Genomic DNA, 17,224 nt, shown 5'->3' on the forward strand with positions numbered 1-17,224 from the left:
CGACTAAAGTTAGGAAAAAATACCTATTCCCCTCTTTATCCACACATATTATCCACAACCATGTGGACGGCGGGGATAACGTACATGTCTGTTTACAGGACCAACTGTCGATAGCCTGTCGAATTATTGCAAAAAGTGGACAACGCCTGTGTATAGTTTTGTGGATAGTGTGCATAACCTTGTGATTTGCCTTTGTTATCATGGTTTTCCTGTGGATAAAGATTAGTTAGTCGTTTTCGTAAAGGGGAATGGTGTTCTGATCCGACTTCCGCCTCACGATCACGGATTTTTTCCGAAGGCTGTTTTCTAAAAGATTGTTGCTTTTTTAATGAAATCCCATTACACAGTAGCTATATGATGCGACATACTGCTATGTTGATTTCCGCTGCAGGCGGACGCTTTCCGCGGGGCGGGCGGTGAGCCTCCTCATCGCTGCGCTCTTGCGGAATGAAATGCGGAAGCGGTCCGTTTTGCTCCCTCTGAAAGATGTTCTTTGGCTTTAGAGTCGCTTTTCGCCTCAAAAGACGAAGGTTATTTTCAGACGGGAGCAGACCGCTGTAGCTAGACACGTCTCACCTGTCCCGCTGATCCCGCAGGACAAGGAGGAAATACACGTAGACTCCTGCGGAATAGCGGAGACGATGAAGAGGAGGAAAGGCTAAGAGCGCCACGTCCTGTGGCAACGCCTTTCTGACCCACGTCCTGTGGGCCTCCGCAGAGAGCGTACTTTGCGAACGAGGAGGCTCAGCGCGGAGCCCGCGGAAAGCGAAGTGTATTTCCGGAGCGGTATTCAAGCACTATGAATGTGCATTATGTCGCATCATGGGTTAAATGTTTAGTAAAAACAACAAAGGATACGAAAAGAGCCTTTCCGAATGATAAATTGTGGATCACGATCGAAAGTTCTTTCTGAATGCGAATTCTTTGATCCTCACTTTCGGTTATGCACATTATCCACAGGTGTGTGGATAATGTGCACAACCCCTACATCTTCCGGCTCATAGACGTCCTTTATCCACATAACTCTTCCTACTTACCCACAAACCTGTGGATATTATCAATAGACAAATTTCCCCACTCCTCGTATACTGCTAACACACCTACTTTTTTCGGGAGGCGAAATGATGCGTACACTATTAGAAAAACTGACGAGTATCCCTGGTCCTTGTGGATACGAGCAAAAAGTGGCCAATTGGATTGTAGAACAAGTTCAAGATGGAGCTGTTGATGTCAAAATCGATGGAATCGGTAATGTATGGGCAACGTTAAAAGGAAACAAGGATGGACCCAAAGTGGTTGTCACCGCTCATATGGATGAAGTTGGGTTCATCGTGAAAAAGATTGAAGCGAATGGATTGCTCCGCTTTGAAAAGCTTGGGGGGCATGATGATCGTATTTTGTTAGCTCAGCCTGTCGACGTCCATACGAAGAGCGAGACTTTACACGGTGTGATCGGGACCATGTCGGCACACTACGTAAAATTTGATGATGCCAAGAGGGTTCGTAGCCACCGCGAACTTTATATTGATATTGGTGCTCGCTCCGAACAGGAGGCTTTGGACATGGGAGTGCGTATCGGCACCATTGTCACATGGCATACTTCTCTTCAAGCACTTGGCAATGGCACAACAAATCGGCTCTATGGGAAGGCATTGGATGACAGGGCAGGCTGTGCTGTCCTATTAGAGCTCTTTCGCCGTCTAAAAGGTCAAAATTTCCATGGTGAAGTGCTATTTTTGTGGACGGTGCAAGAGGAGGTCGGGTTAAGAGGCGCGCATACTGCTGCACGTTCGCTACAAGCCGATCTCGCTATTGCCATCGACACAACAGCGGCAAGTGACACCCCGGAAACCACGATGGATGGAACCCTAACACTCGGAGGCGGTACGGGTATAAAAGTCCTTGATTTTAGTCTTATTGCCAATCCTGGTGTGAAAGATCGGCTCGTTGACCTTGCTGAAGAGCATCACATCCCCTATCAGCTTGAAGTATTCCCTGGTATCGGTACAGATGGAGGGGCGGTTGCGTTTAGTGAACACGGCATTCCTACAGGTGTCCTTTCCATCCCGTCCAGAAATGCTCACGCCCCGGTTGAAGTGATTGATGAAGGGGATTTAGAAGCTACCGTAAATTTGCTGGAGATTTTTGTTCATTCGAGCAATACAATGTTCAAATAGCCCAACTTAATAGGCTGTCGAAATCCTTCGACAGCCTAACCGGTGGTCGTGAATTAATCATCATTCTTCATCTGTTGTTCAATTTCAGTTAGTAAAGTAGGAATAAAACCCTCTTGTGCAAGCGAACGTACTTCTTCCAATTTTGGTTTTAGCTGTTTATTTACTTGAAGCGTAGATTCTTGATTAAATATTGAGTAAATAGTTTGTATGAGTTTTCCAATGTCATTTTCAGGAAAACGGCTGTCCGTCTCTAACTTTCTCTTATACTTAGCTTGAAAGAGTGTAACAGTGAAGTCATATTGAACTGTATAGCATCAATTGCTGCGTCATGACGACCATCAGTGATCAGAGTAATCGCTTCTGTCACTTCAATATCTAGCTCGCTAGAAACCCCCAATAAAAGAAAAGCTCTAGAGATTTTTCGGTCATCATCGGAAAGATCCTCAAACCATTCAGGATATTTATCAACTATGTTTCGGACTCTCTGGTCAATGATTTGTTTTTCAATCATAGTAGACTAACTACTTTACTTACTCTTACTAATCAGTATACCAAATAGTACTATAGGAAAAACACTATTAGCAGTTACAACTTTTCGTAATGTTCCAATCTCTTCAAAACTCTTCTTGCTTCTCCCATAACCTGATCTATGGTGTCCCCCACAGAGGCTATAGTGTCGATTAGCCCAATCGTTTGCCCTAAAGAGAAAATTCCCTTCCCCAAGTCTCCAGTTCGGAGCGACTCTAAATACGCCTCGCCGCTAATGTATGGCATGATTTCTTCCAATGTCGCTCCTTTATCTTCCAGTGCCTTTAACTCTTTAGCCTGTTCTGTCGCCATTACACGTATCGGCTTCCCGATCGAGCGCTTGACGATCATTGTGTCATTTTCCGTGAGCTGTGGAAGCTTCTCTTTTATCCGCTCGTGTAAGACAACTTCCTTCGTCGCTACAAATCTCGTTCCCATTTGGACGGCTTCTGCTCCGAGCGATAAAGCGGCGATCAACGAAGCCCCTGTAGAAAATCCGCCCGCTGCAATTACAGGAATGGATACTTCTCTGACTGCTTTTTGCACGAGGGTCAGAGAGGTTACGTCTTCCCGCCCTGGATGACCTCCACATTCATAGCCTACAATCACGATTGCATCACAACCAATTTCCTCCGCCTTCTTTGCAAACTTTACTGAAGGGACTACGTGGACTAGCTTGACACCATTGTCCTTGAGTGGTTTAACAAACTCAGCTGGATTGGCACCTGAGGTAAACACAATCGGAACCTCGGCCTCGATGACACCTGCTACATATTCGTCCATCGGCTTGCGAATACCGATCGCAATATTTACCCCAAATGGCTTAGAAGTAAGATGACGCGTTCGCTCTATATCGAGTAGCATCTCTTCCTTTGAATCAAAGGATCCTGCTGTGAGTAATCCCAATCCCCCTGCTTCACTCACCGCGGAGACGAGTGGACTTGTGCCGAGTCCATGAAGCCCCCCTTGTATAATCGGATATTGAATGCCGAACATGTCTGTAATCGCTGTTTTCATATAAGGTTCACCTCTTCACATACTAACTGATTCGCCATTCAGTTTTTAGAATCCTTCCTATCACACCACCATACGACGGATCCGTATATGGCGGTTCTAATCAGAGAGTTTGGCCATTCCGGTCACACCAAAGAAAAGAGCCCTAAGTTCACAACTTAGCGCTCAAACTTATTTAGCTTCTGGACCGAACTTGCCCTCCTAAAAGTCACGGCAAGGTAAGTCATTAATGAATATTTTTCGTGATCCGGAAAAAATCGTGCCCACTAAGGATTTTTTGTTCACTAACATCAATAATGTACTGGGTGTCATCCTTCGAGTAGTTCCGATCTACAAGTTCTTCCCGATAGGCCGCCTCATACCATAGAGATGCGAGGCGGAATTCTTCCTTCGAAGCTAGTGAACAGTCTTTTTTTTTCTCGCTAACTCCTCTTGCACGTACTTAGCCTCTGCCTTACACGAGTATTCCATGGACGTTCCAAGTTCCTTCTGCATCGTTTCAATCTCGTCAATTTGTTCCTTAGTCGGTGCTTCAGTTAACGTCTTTTTAATGGTGGCGTTAATCTTTTGAGCCAACTCTTCGTGGAAAGTCGCATTCGTTTTTATATCTTCATCAATTTTGTCGTACCACGATGCTTGTGTTTGAATGTATGTCTTCCATTCCTTCGCAAACTCGTTCAAATCGTATTCATCTTCGTTCCAATGAATTTTCGCCATATACTGTTCAAAGGCTTGCTGTATAGAACGGGTAATACTAATCTTTACACCTTGTGGTAACTTTTTTATCATTGTGGTCCCCCCTTGCAAGAGACAATCCAGTCAGTATGTACGTCAAAACATTTTACCAAAAGAAACCGAAAATGACAAAACTTCTTTAATTTTTGGCTCTCTTCTTGATCCCGCAGGAGTAGAAGGAGGAAAGGCTAAGAGCGCCACGTCCTGTGGGCCTCCACAGGGAGCGTTCTTTGCGAGCGAGGAGGCTCAGCTCGAGCCCGCGGAAAGCGAAGTGTATTTCCGGAGCGGTTCTAAGCACTTTTTTGAAGTTTTTGTTATGTCGCATCATATAGCTACTGTGTAATGAGATTTCATTAAAAAAGCAACAATCTTTTAGAAAAAAGCCTAATTTTTTGATCGATTCTTTTACACTTCCCTATATCGTTACGGGTATTCACAAAGGACTATGGCATAAAAATGCTCGTTTGCATGAAAAAACGACTCGTCAGACGAGTCGTTTTTAAAAAATGGATGGAGAATTTAGTTTCCGTTATTATTTTCTTCGTCCTCGTTTACGTTACCGTTTTCCCCCAAGTCCTCTATTTCATCTCCCGCGTCGTTTACTCCCTCTTCTACGTTATCCATTCCGTCTTGCATGTTTTCTTCCAGATCTCCTTCTTCTTCCAGAACGCCACCTTCACCATTACCGTTGTCATTCCCGTTGTCATTACCGTCTTCGATCATACCCTCGTCCTGTTGCTCCTGTTGATCAGGTACGTTACCGTCTTCTGGAGGTGGTTCTTCTTCCCCGCCTGCACATGCAGCGAGAAGCATCGTAGATAAAACGGAACCACCGATTAATGTAAGTAACTTTTTGTTCATTGTTATGAACCCCTTTCTTCATTTGGCTGTCTTAATGGACCGAACTTTGCGGTCTGTGGTTAGCATGCCCACAACTTCGGAAATCTTGCATGAAACGCCATATGCGGTTTTCATTTTTCATTCTTTTATAAAGGCGTTCAAGGAAGTATTTCATTACTACCACGGGGCGGTGCCTGTTCATGACCAAGTTACCCAATTCAGACAAGCATACACTTCTTCGTTGCAGAGAAATCATTCCTAATATCGAAGGCATGGAAAACGATGACATCTTGTTTTTTTGTCACAAAATAAAAAAAACCTGCATCTCAAAAGAGTGCAGGGGAAATTTTACTTATCACTTATTGCAAACATGAGCTCGGTTTCACAAACGAGTTCTCCATCCACGGTCGCCACGCCTTTTCCTTTGCCAATTGGTCCGCGAACTCTTGTCATTTCAACCTCTAAACGAAGTTGATCACCTGGTTTTACTTGCCTTTTAAATCGGCAATTATCAATTCCAGTAAAAAAGGCTAGCTTTCCTCTATTTTTTTCACTTCCTAGAACGGAAACAGCTCCCACTTGCGCCAGCGCCTCGACGATGAGTACCCCCGGCATAACAGGATACCCAGGAAAATGCCCGTTAAAATATTCCTCATTTGCTGATACATTTTTAATTCCGACTGCACGCTTTCCTTCTTCGTGTTCTAAAATGCGGTCAACGAGTAAAAATGGATAGCGGTGTGGAATAATTTCTTGAATTTGTTGTAGAGTCAGCATGGTTAGATTTCCCCTTTGCAAAGTATTTTTAGTTTACCATAGCAAAGAAGCGTAAAGACCCCCTGTCCTTGCGCTTATTCTGCTGTTTTTTTTACAAGATCGATTATATGCTGCCACGTAGACCATTCCATTACATCAGTAGGCTGTCCGTCACCAATAACCCCATACCCAATCATGGTTCCCCCAAGAAGAGCTGCTGCACCTAGCATCAACACTATAAGTAGCCGTAACCATATGGGGATGATGCGAATTTTCGGACGGCGAACTTTTCTATCCTTATGCGTCTCCGTCTCTTCTGCCGCTCGCCTATTTTCTCGTTCTCTTTTTATATCAGCACGTGTTTTTTCATGTTCGGTCATGGTGTACTCCTTTAGCGAATCCCGTTGACAAGTCCCATCATCTGGTCCGCCATAGAAATTGCACGAGACTGGAATTGCATTTGACGTTGCGTCGTAATAAGGTTTGTCATTTCCTTCTGCAAATCAACGTTAGACTGTTCAAGACTGCCCTGTTCTAAACCGAGCTGACCACGTTCATCCGCACCTAAAAATTCCATTACCTCATTCATTGGCACCCCGAGCTCATCAAAATTAGTCGGAAGATCCCATAAGTTATCCCCACGTTGCTCCAAAAACTGTGGTTTATCAACTCGCACTACGCCGATCGTCGCAAATTGGTCTGCTCCTTCTTCAGTGGAAACGCGCAATACACCCTCAGAGGATATAGCGATGTCTGTTGGCGTCCCGGTAATCAGGATGCGTTCATCATTATCATCTACTATAGGACGACCACTCGAATCAGTTAGCATTAACGTATTGTCGCCAAGGACACTGAAGGAAAATGAACCATCTCTTGTCAATTGAATCCCTTCGCCTGTTTCATCGTTTACCTGCACACGGAAGAAGTAACCTTCCCTCGTCATAGCTACATCAAGGGCACGATCAGTTTTCTGCAGGTTTCCTTGAGATAATATAGCCGAGGATTGTCCAAGTCTGGCTCCAACACCTAGACGAATTCCATCCGGTGTCAACCGACCCTCTTCACGGTTAGGAAAAATCTGATTCCTATACTCTTGTGCAAGTAACTCGACGAAACTGGCTTCACGACGCTTGAACCCCGTTGTTTGCACATTAGACATATTATTTGATATAAGATCTAACTGCTGCTGCAACTGGTTTATCGTGTTTGCCGATGTAATCATAGCTCTATTCACCGTGACTTCCTCCCTTCTATCACCTCTTTGTTAATTTAATCTGCCGATTTCATTTACGGCTTTGTCCATACTTTTATCGTACGCCTGTAGCACTTTTTGGTTTGCTTCAAAAGTTCTGTAAGCACTCAACATGTCGGTCATCGTTCGTTGTACGTCAACATTTGAACCCTCAATAAACCCTTGCTGCGTTCGAAAGTTAGCTTCTAGATTGTCGTAAGCGAGTGGCAACACTGCATTTCCTTCTAGCGAAAATAGGCCCGCACCTTCTTTTTCTAACATGTTTGGATTTTCACTGTAAGCAATTCCGAGTCTAGCAACGGGGGCATCGTTCTCATATAAAACACCCGTCTCATCCACGCGGAAGTTCTCATTTTGTAAGGAAATCGGTTCACCTGCATCATCTAGAATATACAGTCCGCTGCTTGTCGTTAAAAAACCATTTCCGTCTAGAGTAAACGTTCCATTTCTCGTGTAACGAACATTCCCCTCCTCATTTTGAACCATAAAAAAGGTAGCGCCGGGAATGCCCTCTTCGTTTATAGGCATGTCCACATCCAAAAGGGCTACGTCCGTATTTCGATCCGTTTCACGTAAATCACCTTGAAGAAAGTTTGGCACCGTTTCCTGCATATATACTCCCGTGCTCAACTTCCCCACAACAGGGCGATTCGCGAGACGCAGTCCACTTTCCTTTGGTCCTTGCAACGAATCATAACGGCGCAGTAGCATCTCAGGAAATGAGCGCATCGACGATTGATCGACTTTGTACCCCGGTGTGTTGCTGTTCGCCATATTATTCGTTAACATATCTGTCTTTCTTTGCTGCGAAATCATTCCAGATGCTGCTGTATAAAATCCACGAAGCAAAGGACTCACCCCCATTCAGAATCTGATTTATATTTATTCCAGTGGATATGCAAACATAGCTACCCGTGTTTGCACTACCCTTTCAAAAACGTTGCAACGCAATCTTTTTCCATTATATACGATATTTCGACAAAGTTCAGTACCGATTCACGAAAAATGTAAAAAAACGAAAAGGAAGGGGTTGCAAAATGATAAGTCTGGATCCCGTGCCACTAACTGCCTAAAAAGTTACCCCAGCACATATAAAAAAGCAGCCACCCCAAAAAGGGTACTGCTGCTGCCATGCATCATTTTTATTTAGCTGCCTGAAAATCGTCTTCTTGTGCTTGGAGTAGGTCCACGAGTTCTACATCTTCGTTTTTCTCCTGGAAGTAGCGAAGGGCAAAGTCATTTTTGAATAGAACAGCGAAGCGACCTTCTCGATCTTTAACGAGTAATGATCGTTCGTCAAAGAGTCTTTTGTTCAACTGCTTGTCGTTTACAGCTAGCCATCTTGGAATTCGTTCGCCCATAGACACCATGTCAATCTCGACATTATATTCGCCTTCCATTCGGTAGGAGAATACGTCGAATTGGAGTTGACCCACTGCCCCGAGGATGTACTCATCGGATGAGTCTTGACGGTATAGTTGAATGGCTCCTTCTTGGACTAGTTGTTCGATTCCTTTATAAAATTGCTTTGCACGCATTACATTTTTGGCTCGCACTTTCGCAAAAAGCTCTGGTGGGAATTGCGGTAATTCGTCATATTGATACGTTTCCTTTTTCTCTACGAGTGTATCGCCGATTTGGTAAGCGCCCGGATCGTAAATACCAATAATATCCCCCGGGTACGCCTTTTCAACAGTTTCTCTATCGCTTGCCATGAAAAACTGCGCTTGAGAAAGCTTCATTGTTTTGCCTGTTCGTGTTAGATGAACCGTCATTCCCCGCTCAAACACGCCTGAACAAACACGCAAAAAGGCAATACGATCACGGTGTTGTGGATTCATATTGGCTTGGATTTTAAATATATATCCGCTAAATCCTTCTTCTTCTGGCTGCACAATTCGTTCATTTGTTTTTCGGGGCTGTGGTGGAACAGCATACTCCAAAAACGCTTCAAAGAAAGCTTGCACACCAAAGTTCGATAGCGCACTTCCGAAGAATACCGGAGTTAATTCACCAGCACGCACCCGTTCTGGATCAAAGTCATTCCCCGCTCCTTCTAACAGTTCAAGCTCTTCCAAGCCTTCTTGAAAAGTTGGCTGTTGTTGCAGTTCTCCATGAGCTTCTAGTGCTTCTTTCGGTATGCGTTCTTCTTGCTCATCTCCTGTGAATCGAATGAACGCATCGTTGTAGCGGTCGTAAATACCTAAAAATCGTTTTCCCGTTCCGAAAGGCCAATTTAATGCATAAGACTCGATATCTAGTACTTCCTCTATTTCTTGCAGTAACTCAAGCGGTTCACGACCTTCACGATCGAGTTTGTTCATAAAGGTGAAAATTGGAATACCTCGCATGCGACAAACCTTAAACAGCTTTTTCGTTTGCGGTTCGACCCCTTTTGTCGAATCGATAATCATGACAACGCAGTCTACAGCTGTTAGCGTTCGATACGTATCTTCACTGAAATCCTCGTGTCCAGGAGTATCAAGAATGTTAATATGATAACCCTCGTAAAGGAAGCTCATCACACTGGAAGTGACAGAGATACCACGTTGTTTTTCAATTTCCATCCAGTCAGAAGCCGCAAATTTCCCGCTCTTTTTTGCCTTTACAGTCCCTGCTTGGCGAATGGCTTTCCCAAATAACAAAAGCTTTTCAGTTAGTGTCGTTTTCCCTGCATCCGGATGGGAAATGATTGCAAATGTACGACGAGTGTCAATTTCTTTTTCTAATAAGTTCTTCACCGTTTCGTTCCTTTCTACTTATAGAGTGTTGTTTTATTATTTTGTCCGAAACGAATTGGTGGTTTACATCCTTGTACCTTCTTTCGTTTAGTCATACCTATTAGTATGCCCGACTTCCCTATATTTGTGAAGAAAAGTCGAACTAAAAAACAGATGCTCCTCTGCAGGCAACGGAAAACAAGTTGAAATCCATCTTCATACATTAGCCACCTTCATGAAGAGTGGTTAGCCACAAAAATGTCATCGTAAAACAACAGGTTGTCTCATAGAGTAAGAAAAGAGACAAGTCATCCCCATATATCGCATCGGTAATCAATTAGAGAAATATACTGTAGCCTTTGCTGATGACCTGATCAAAAAGGAGCTCGAATTATGAATATCATTTGGAAAGGTTTAATTCTGCTCGTATTAGCTGCGTTCGCAGGAGAGCTCATTGAATTTCTTATTAATATGACGTTAGCTCGTCAACTTGGTGAAGCCGGCATAGGCGTGTATATGTCCATTTTGCCCACCATTTTCTTTATTGTCATCATCGCTAGTTTAGAGCTTCCTGTTTCTGTGTCCAAATATGTGGCAGAACATCCTGCATCCACTCATAAATCAATGCTTACATACGCATTCCGACTAGCTTGTATTGTGTCCATCGTACTCATAATTGGTTTAAGTATCCTATTCGTAGGGTTTCCGCATTTTCTATTTGACGAGCCTGCATTGAAGTGGATGCTCTTGGCGATGGTGCCGATCGTGGCGTTTACTTCTGTTGCACGGGGCTATTTATTGGGGATCCAACAAATGCAGACGATTGCTTTTTCCAATTTATTGCGGAAGGCTGTCCAGCTTGCTCTACTCATATTTGTGTATCAATTGTTCTCCTTTCCCTCACACCTGGCTTTATGGTTAGCATTTGGTGCATTTTTAGGAAGTGAACTATTTGTAGCGGTTTACTTGTTGCTTTCTTTTTTGAAGACCCGTTTTGTGCACAAAAGTATATTAACAGAAGAAGTTCCTCGCTCGCAAATTCGATCAGAATTGCTCGCTATTAGCGTTCCGACAACGGGACTTCGACTGTTCCATGCCTTTACCCATGCCGTACAGCCATTTCTCATCACCTATATTTTAATGAACTCAGGACTTTCAAAGCTGGCGGCAACCGAGCAGTTCGGCCTCTTAGCAGGGGTCGCGTTAACGATTGGTTTTTTCCCTGCTTTTATCGCCCACTCATTGTTAACTGTTCTCATCCCAAACGTAGCGGAAGCACACGCAAAAGGAGAGCAAAAAAAACTTGTTAAGCTGTTTTGGCAAGTGATGGGGCTGACCTTGCTCTATGGTGTACCTGCCATCTTTCTATTTACTTGGCTAGCCGAGCCACTTACTAAATTATTTTTCCATTCATCTGAAGCTGCATACGACATCAAACTGCTATGGCCGTATTTCCTGTTTCACTTCTTCCTCATACCTCTACAAGGCTTTCTGATTGGATTCGGGTATGTGAGAGATGCGTTCATGCACACATTCATATCGACTGCTGTCGCATTTGCCTCAATGTATTTATTCGGACAAATGCTCCCCTATGCAATTGACGGTATTATTGTTGGCATGAATACCGGTGCCGTGTTGCATATGCTTTTACACCTTGTAACTGTTATCGAAAAGCTCGGTATTACACAACGTTTTACACGGTCTATACCGAACTAATAAAAAAGAGTGTCCAGCTTCTCAGCCTGCATCGTTTTCTCGATTAGGATAAGGTACTAGGCACTCCTTTTAGTTGTTTACACGAGTTGGCGTTTAGGTAATTTATCCATGTTTTCTAACATAATTCCTGTTCCAATAGCTACACAGTCCATTGGGCTTTCTGCGATCAAAACAGGCACGTGTAGCTCCTCGGCAAGCAGCAAATCCATTCCGTGGATCAACGCCCCGCCTCCTGTTAAAATCACCCCACGGTCAATAATATCAGCAGACAACTCTGGGGGCGTTTGTTCTAGAACGGCTTTGGTAGCTTGTACAATGACAGCTACGGATTCTCGGAGGGCAGCTTCTATTTCGCTCGAATGAATTGTGATCGTTCGTGGTAATCCTGATACCATGTCCCGTCCACGGATGTCCATTTCCTCGCTGCGTGCTCCTTTAAAAGCTGTACCTATTTTTATCTTAATTTCTTCTGAAGTTCGCTCCCCAATAAGTAGCTTATATTGACGCTTAATATACTGAAGGATTTCGTTATCAAGCTTGTCCCCCGCCATCTTAATGGAACTACTAGTGACGATATCCCCCATGGAGAGTACTGCAATGTCAGTCGTTCCTCCACCAATGTCCACAACCATATTCCCAGACGGTTGAAAAATGTCCATTCCTGCTCCGATCGCTGCTACTTTTGGCTCTTCTGCTAACTGCACATTCTTTCCACCGCTCTTTTCAGCAGCCTCTTTAATGGCCTTTTGCTCAACAGCTGTAATGTTCGTCGGGCAACAGATTAGAATACGGGGCTTTGATAAAAACCCCTTCACACTCAATTTATCGATAAACGCTCTTAGCATTGCTTCTGTCACGTCAAAATCTGCGATGACTCCATCTTTTAAAGGGCGAATAGCCACGATATTCCCCGGAGTTCTCCCTACCATACGGCGAGCTTCCTCGCCCACAGCTAATACTTTGTTTGTATCCTTATTTATAGCCACTACGGATGGCTCATTAAGCACAATACCGCGGCCTTTTACGTGTATCAGAACATTTGCGGTACCGAGATCAATCCCGATATGCCTAGCAAACATATTTAATCCTCCTATCTCCATATACCGTCTGTTTCTAATAAAATATTCTACCATACCTTATACTCATCACGTGAAGATTTTAGGGGAATTTGCGTGTCTTCGTCGAAATTTGTCTAACACCTTAAAATTTATATGCAAAAAAGAGCCTCTCTTCGATGAGAGACGCCCTCTTCTGCAACTTGACAGAGAATTTCTTATTCTTATTGAACCGGCTCTTCTTTTTGATATTTTAGCTTTGTTGCCTCCCCACCACGTAAATGTCGAATAGACTTGTGATAATCAAGAATTTCCTTTACCTCATTGGCAAGCTCCGGATTGATCTCCGGTAACCGTTCTGTTAAATCTTTGTGGACAGTACTTTTGGACACGCCAAACTCTTTCGCAATGACGCGAACCGTTTTTTTCGTCTCCACGATATACTTTCCAATCTTGATTGTACGTTCTTTGATGTAATCGTGCACACCACTCGCCCTCCCCAAACATGGATGTGAGAAGTGTGAAATGAGACGGCAGTCTACGATGAAATAATGCATATCCGCTATAATAGCTTTATGTGAGGATGTAAGAGAAGTCTAGTGCGGTTATCGCGGTCAGAAAGTTCAGAAAACAAAACCTTCTAGAATCTACGTATCGAACTTGATTTCGCTAATTTCACGCGCTCACCTCAAACACTCTCTTTGTTGTCAAGTTTGTATCAGTCTATTAGCTTGTGCACCAAGATATGCACGAAACAACGAATAAGGACGAGTATGAACGAAAAGCGGAAGGCGGTTGATCAGGGGAACCGGCTCATCTCGCTTTCCGGAGATAAAGTCGTTCTTTGACTTTCTCGGAGGAAACGAAATGACGCCGCGTCCCCTACCGCCTGGAGCTGGACTAATGAAAAGCGGAAGCGGCTTGCTCAGGGCAACCCGCTCATCTCGACAAAGGAAGAAAACAAGCTATGAATTTAATATGGAAAGAACAGTTGGCTTCTGCAGAGGATTATACAAAAATAAGAAAAGAGGCTGGGATGAGAATACTTTAGTAGCGATGGGTCGAATTATCGGGGACGACGGGCTCTTTTATCAAGTAGTAGATATCGCTGTATCGCCATCTTTCCAAGGTAAAGGTATCGGTAAAACAATACTGAGCTATATCATGGAGTATTTAAATAAGAATGCTCTACCAAGTCATATGTGTACTTAATTGCTGATGGTAATGCGCAGTTCTTGTACAAAAAATATGGTTTTATGCCTACAGCTCCTGCTTCGATTGGAATGTATCTTCGCTTTTAATAGTATATTTGTTTCCTTGAAAAACCACAGCCTTCCTAATAGAAGGCACATTGTAGTGTATTCATTTGATTAGAAGTCAAAGTCTATACTTTTCATCCAAAAGGTTAGTTCCTCTTTATGTTTTAAAATAGGCTATTTTTTTTCTAAAAAAAGTGGTAAACTTTATTTTACATATACTTATACAGGAAGAAAGGGGAACGGATCCATGTTTAGTGAAAGAGTAGCTCTCCGTTTTCGTTTAGAACAAATGTCTCAACAAGAAGAACGTTTAAAACAATTATTTATTGATGAAAGAAATGAAATTTACTCCCGACTTCGGGAATTAGATGCCGAGGAGAATAACGATTCTTCAATTCGTGAGCAAGTTGAAGAGTCAATCGCTACGCCAAGCTATGAAAAAGAGGCTAGCTTACCATCTACTCCGACGCCACCTAGTCCAACTAGCGTTAAGCCATCGTCAAGCAAAAGTAAACGCGGACGCAAACCTACTCGTACTCCAGAGAAAGAAGCGGCTATCACCATTTTAAAACAAAACCCCGATGGTATGAAGGGTGTGGATCTTCAGAAAGCCGTGGAAGAAGTCACTGGCTCTGATATTGCTAACATGACCACTTTCATGAAGTCTGTTGAAAACCTCGATCCTAATGTAAAAAAGCCTATTCGTGGGATGTACACATACGAGGGACCCATTGAAGTTGCTCAAGATGAATCTGAAGAAGACTTTCCACTAGGACAATTATCTGATTCTGATAGCGAATAAATTATTTATTGCAAACCCGGTCTAGCTAAACGATCGGGTTTTTTGTATGTTTTCCAAACATCTAAGCGTGTTGTAACTTCATGTGTAGAGGGAGAGTGCATCATTGTTCTTGCACTTAGTATAGTAACTGTGAGGATATATAACGAGAAAGGAATGAGAATAAGCATGGCAGACGACAGAAACTTATCAAAGGAAACAGACGGGGCTCTACTCTCTTCTTTGACGTCAGAGCTAGAAGTTAAGCCGCATAAAGATTGCACACCGTGGACTTACCAAGTTTTAAATAATACGAAGCAGCACTACTCGCTTATTTTCCGTAGCGGCCAACAGTATGATTACGTGCTAATGAAAGATGATAAACTCATCGAAAAGTATTCAGACGGTAAAATGTTTACACAACAAATTATTTTCCGAAATATTGCCCCAGGAGACTCCCTGTCCTGGTCTGGAGAATGGTGTAACTTGTCTCCAGGTAAGTATGCACTAACATTTTGGGTGACTGACCTAAATTGGTCTAGCCTTACAAAGCATACTTTTTTTGAAATTCATTGATTACTAATTGAGAACAAAAGCTGAAGGGCTGTCTTGCTCTCGACAGCCCCGTATAGCCCTTTGACTAACTGTTATGCCTTTTCATCGTTCATCCATACTTCGCCATCTTTGTAGCTCATTTGCTCAGGATAGCGTAAATCAACGACCTCATCTTGTAAATTCTTCGGTGGTGCTTTCGTGGAAAGTGACACAATGATATTTGCTAAGAAACCAGCCACCGCACCAAAGATCCCTGCACCTGTGTCTTTGATTCCAAGAATCGCCACCCCGCCATACTTCGCCATAAAAATATATGTTAACACGACAGTAAGACCAATCAGCATCCCAGCTATCAAACCATTCGCATTCGATCGCTTCCACCACACACCCAAGATAAGTGCCGGGAAGAAGGTTCCTGAAGCAATTGCAAATGCCCATGCGACGATTTGTGTAATCGCACCTGGGGGATTTAGCGCCACGATTCCTGCCGCTAAAGTAGCGAAAACAATCGACCACCGTGCCACAGCTAACCGCTTTTCCTCTGATGCTTTCGGATTAAAGATACGATAATAAATGTCATGTGCAAAAGAGGACGAAATGGAAATCATGAGCCCCCCAGCTGTTGACAAAGCTGCTGCCATGGCCCCTGCTGCGACTAATCCAATAACAAAGACACCTAAGTTTGCTATTTCCGGAGTTGCCATAACGACAATGTCATTCGAAAATTGAAGTTCAGCCCATTGTAAAACTCCATCGCCATTACTATCTGCAACAGAAAGCAAGTTTGTGTCAATCCAACTCGCTGTCCATGCCGGCAAATTAGTCATCTGCTCCCCAACAATCTGTGTTAATAAAATAAACCGTGAAAACGCAGCGTAAGCAGGTGCAGATAAGTAGAGTAATCCAATGAACAGCAACGCCCAAGCACCCGACCAACGTGCAGCTTTCATCGTTGATACCGTATAAAAACGAACAATAACATGTGGCAATCCAGCTGTTCCTGCCATTAATGTAAACATCAACGCTAAAAACTGCCATTTTGTTGCTTCAGTAAACGGGACCAAGTACTCAGAAATACCTAGTTCCTGATCCAATACACGCATTTCATCAAGAACACTACCGTAGGAAAGCCAAGGAAGCGGATTCCCTGTGATCTGCAAGCTCATAAAGATCACTGGTACAATGTACGCAATAATTAAGATGATGTACTGGGCAACCTGTGTCCATGTAATCCCCTTCATACCTCCAAATGCAGAGTAAAAGGCGATTAATACAACGCCGATCATCGTCCCAATTGCCGCATCAATCTCGAATAGTCGCCCAATTACTACCCCTGATCCAGAAAGCTGACCAATCGAGTACGTAAAGCTAATAATAATTGTACAAATCGCCGCCAATACACGGGCCCCATGACTTCCATAGCGATCCCCGATAAACTCCGGAACCGTATATCGGCCATACTTCCGGAGTTGCGGTGCAAGTAGGAAGGTAAGGAGTAAATAGCCACCTGTCCATCCCATGATATAGCCTAGTCCATCATATCCCAATACAAGGACCGTTCCTGCCATCCCAATAAAAGAGGCGGCACTCATCCAGTCAGCGCCGATTGCCATCCCGTTAAATACTGCGGGAACACCACGACCTGCAACATAAAAGTCGCTCGTTTGTCTTGCTTTGTTGTATACGGCAATTCCGATATATAAGGCAAATGTCACGAGAATGATTGTCAATGAGACGAGAAACTGTGTATCCACTTTTGATCCCCCTTTATGTCCCGCACAAAATGCGGTATTGCTTCTTTTGATCGTATGTGAATCGTCGTGTTTTCCTTCAGACAAC

The 17,224-nt window shown here is 43.5% G+C and carries 17 protein-coding genes; 5 read left to right on the forward strand and 12 right to left on the reverse strand.

Features of this window, described 5'->3' with window-relative positions:
• The first annotated feature begins 1,121 nt into the window (after positions 1–1,121).
• Positions 1,122–2,177: a M42 family metallopeptidase gene (locus HHK01_RS13830; RefSeq protein ID WP_322619371.1), complete on the forward strand. Its 1,056-nt coding sequence runs from the start codon at positions 1,122–1,124 to the stop codon at positions 2,175–2,177.
• A gap of 250 nt (positions 2,178–2,427) precedes the next feature.
• Here HHK01_RS13830 and HHK01_RS13835 read toward each other — a convergent pair whose 3' ends face one another.
• The 9 genes from HHK01_RS13835 to HHK01_RS13875 all read right to left on the reverse strand — a co-directional run bounded on the left by HHK01_RS13835 (position 2,428) and on the right by HHK01_RS13875 (position 10,043).
• Positions 2,428–2,688, reverse strand: a complete 261-nt coding sequence (locus tag HHK01_RS13835) for a hypothetical protein (protein WP_170008323.1) — start codon at positions 2,686–2,688, stop codon at positions 2,428–2,430.
• A gap of 74 nt (positions 2,689–2,762) precedes the next feature.
• Positions 2,763–3,722, reverse strand: a complete 960-nt coding sequence (locus tag HHK01_RS13840; RefSeq protein WP_170008324.1) for an NAD(P)H-dependent flavin oxidoreductase — start codon at positions 3,720–3,722, stop codon at positions 2,763–2,765.
• Between the two features lie 393 nt (positions 3,723–4,115).
• Positions 4,116–4,508 (reverse strand): hypothetical protein, encoded by a 393-nt coding sequence (locus HHK01_RS13845; RefSeq protein WP_170008325.1) that lies wholly within the window; start codon positions 4,506–4,508, stop codon positions 4,116–4,118.
• Positions 4,509–4,973: 465 nt separating this feature from the next.
• Complete coding sequence (locus tag HHK01_RS13850) at positions 4,974–5,315, reverse strand: hypothetical protein (RefSeq protein WP_170008326.1); 342 nt, start codon at positions 5,313–5,315, stop codon at positions 4,974–4,976.
• Positions 5,316–5,642: 327 nt separating this feature from the next.
• Entirely contained in the window at positions 5,643–6,071 is a 429-nt protein-coding gene (gene fabZ / locus HHK01_RS13855; RefSeq protein ID WP_170008327.1) for a 3-hydroxyacyl-ACP dehydratase FabZ, read from the reverse strand.
• Positions 6,072–6,145: 74 nt separating this feature from the next.
• Positions 6,146–6,430: a DNA-directed RNA polymerase subunit beta gene (locus HHK01_RS13860; protein WP_170008328.1), complete on the reverse strand. Its 285-nt coding sequence runs from the start codon at positions 6,428–6,430 to the stop codon at positions 6,146–6,148.
• 11 nt (positions 6,431–6,441) lie between these two features.
• Complete coding sequence (locus HHK01_RS13865; RefSeq protein ID WP_170008329.1) at positions 6,442–7,284, reverse strand: flagellar hook-basal body protein; 843 nt, start codon at positions 7,282–7,284, stop codon at positions 6,442–6,444.
• A 30-nt stretch (positions 7,285–7,314) separates the two neighbouring features.
• Positions 7,315–8,151 (reverse strand): flagellar hook-basal body protein, encoded by an 837-nt coding sequence (locus HHK01_RS13870; protein WP_170008330.1) that lies wholly within the window; start codon positions 8,149–8,151, stop codon positions 7,315–7,317.
• Positions 8,152–8,444: 293 nt separating this feature from the next.
• Positions 8,445–10,043: a peptide chain release factor 3 gene (locus tag HHK01_RS13875; RefSeq protein WP_170008331.1), complete on the reverse strand. Its 1,599-nt coding sequence runs from the start codon at positions 10,041–10,043 to the stop codon at positions 8,445–8,447.
• A 372-nt stretch (positions 10,044–10,415) separates the two neighbouring features.
• Here HHK01_RS13875 and HHK01_RS13880 point away from each other — a divergent pair, with 372 nt between their 5' ends.
• Complete coding sequence (locus HHK01_RS13880; RefSeq protein WP_170008332.1) at positions 10,416–11,738, forward strand: oligosaccharide flippase family protein; 1,323 nt, start codon at positions 10,416–10,418, stop codon at positions 11,736–11,738.
• Positions 11,739–11,815: 77 nt separating this feature from the next.
• On the opposite strand, the gene mreB is transcribed toward HHK01_RS13880, so the two are convergent.
• Together mreB and spoIIID are read right to left on the reverse strand one after the other, a co-directional pair.
• Positions 11,816–12,817, reverse strand: coding sequence for a rod shape-determining protein (mreB, locus tag HHK01_RS13885; protein WP_170008333.1), 1,002 nt, complete (start codon positions 12,815–12,817; stop codon positions 11,816–11,818).
• A gap of 200 nt (positions 12,818–13,017) precedes the next feature.
• Positions 13,018–13,278 (reverse strand): sporulation transcriptional regulator SpoIIID, encoded by a 261-nt coding sequence (gene spoIIID / locus HHK01_RS13890; RefSeq protein WP_170008334.1) that lies wholly within the window; start codon positions 13,276–13,278, stop codon positions 13,018–13,020.
• A gap of 493 nt (positions 13,279–13,771) precedes the next feature.
• On the opposite strand from spoIIID, the gene HHK01_RS15635 reads away from it, so the two are divergent.
• From HHK01_RS15635 to HHK01_RS13905, 3 genes are all read left to right on the forward strand, one after another.
• Complete coding sequence (locus tag HHK01_RS15635) at positions 13,772–14,005, forward strand: GNAT family N-acetyltransferase (protein ID WP_228027586.1); 234 nt, start codon at positions 13,772–13,774, stop codon at positions 14,003–14,005.
• Positions 14,006–14,299: 294 nt separating this feature from the next.
• On the forward strand, positions 14,300–14,854 hold the full coding sequence (locus HHK01_RS13900) for a Rok-like winged helix domain-containing protein (protein WP_170008335.1): 555 nt from the start codon (positions 14,300–14,302) through the stop codon (positions 14,852–14,854).
• A gap of 165 nt (positions 14,855–15,019) precedes the next feature.
• Entirely contained in the window at positions 15,020–15,406 is a 387-nt protein-coding gene (locus tag HHK01_RS13905) for a BsuPI-related putative proteinase inhibitor (protein ID WP_170008336.1), read from the forward strand.
• Between the two features lie 71 nt (positions 15,407–15,477).
• Here the strand turns inward: HHK01_RS13905 and HHK01_RS13910 are convergent, their stop codons facing one another.
• A complete protein-coding gene (locus HHK01_RS13910; protein ID WP_170008337.1) occupies positions 15,478–17,139 on the reverse strand; it encodes a sodium:solute symporter family protein in 1,662 nt (553 codons plus the stop codon).
• Between the last annotated feature and the right edge of the window lie 85 nt (positions 17,140–17,224).

The sequence above is a fragment of the Bacillus fonticola genome (genome assembly GCF_012955605.1).
In the GTDB taxonomy this organism is placed as follows: Bacteria; Bacillota; Bacilli; order Bacillales; family JC228; genus Bacillus_CG; species Bacillus_CG fonticola.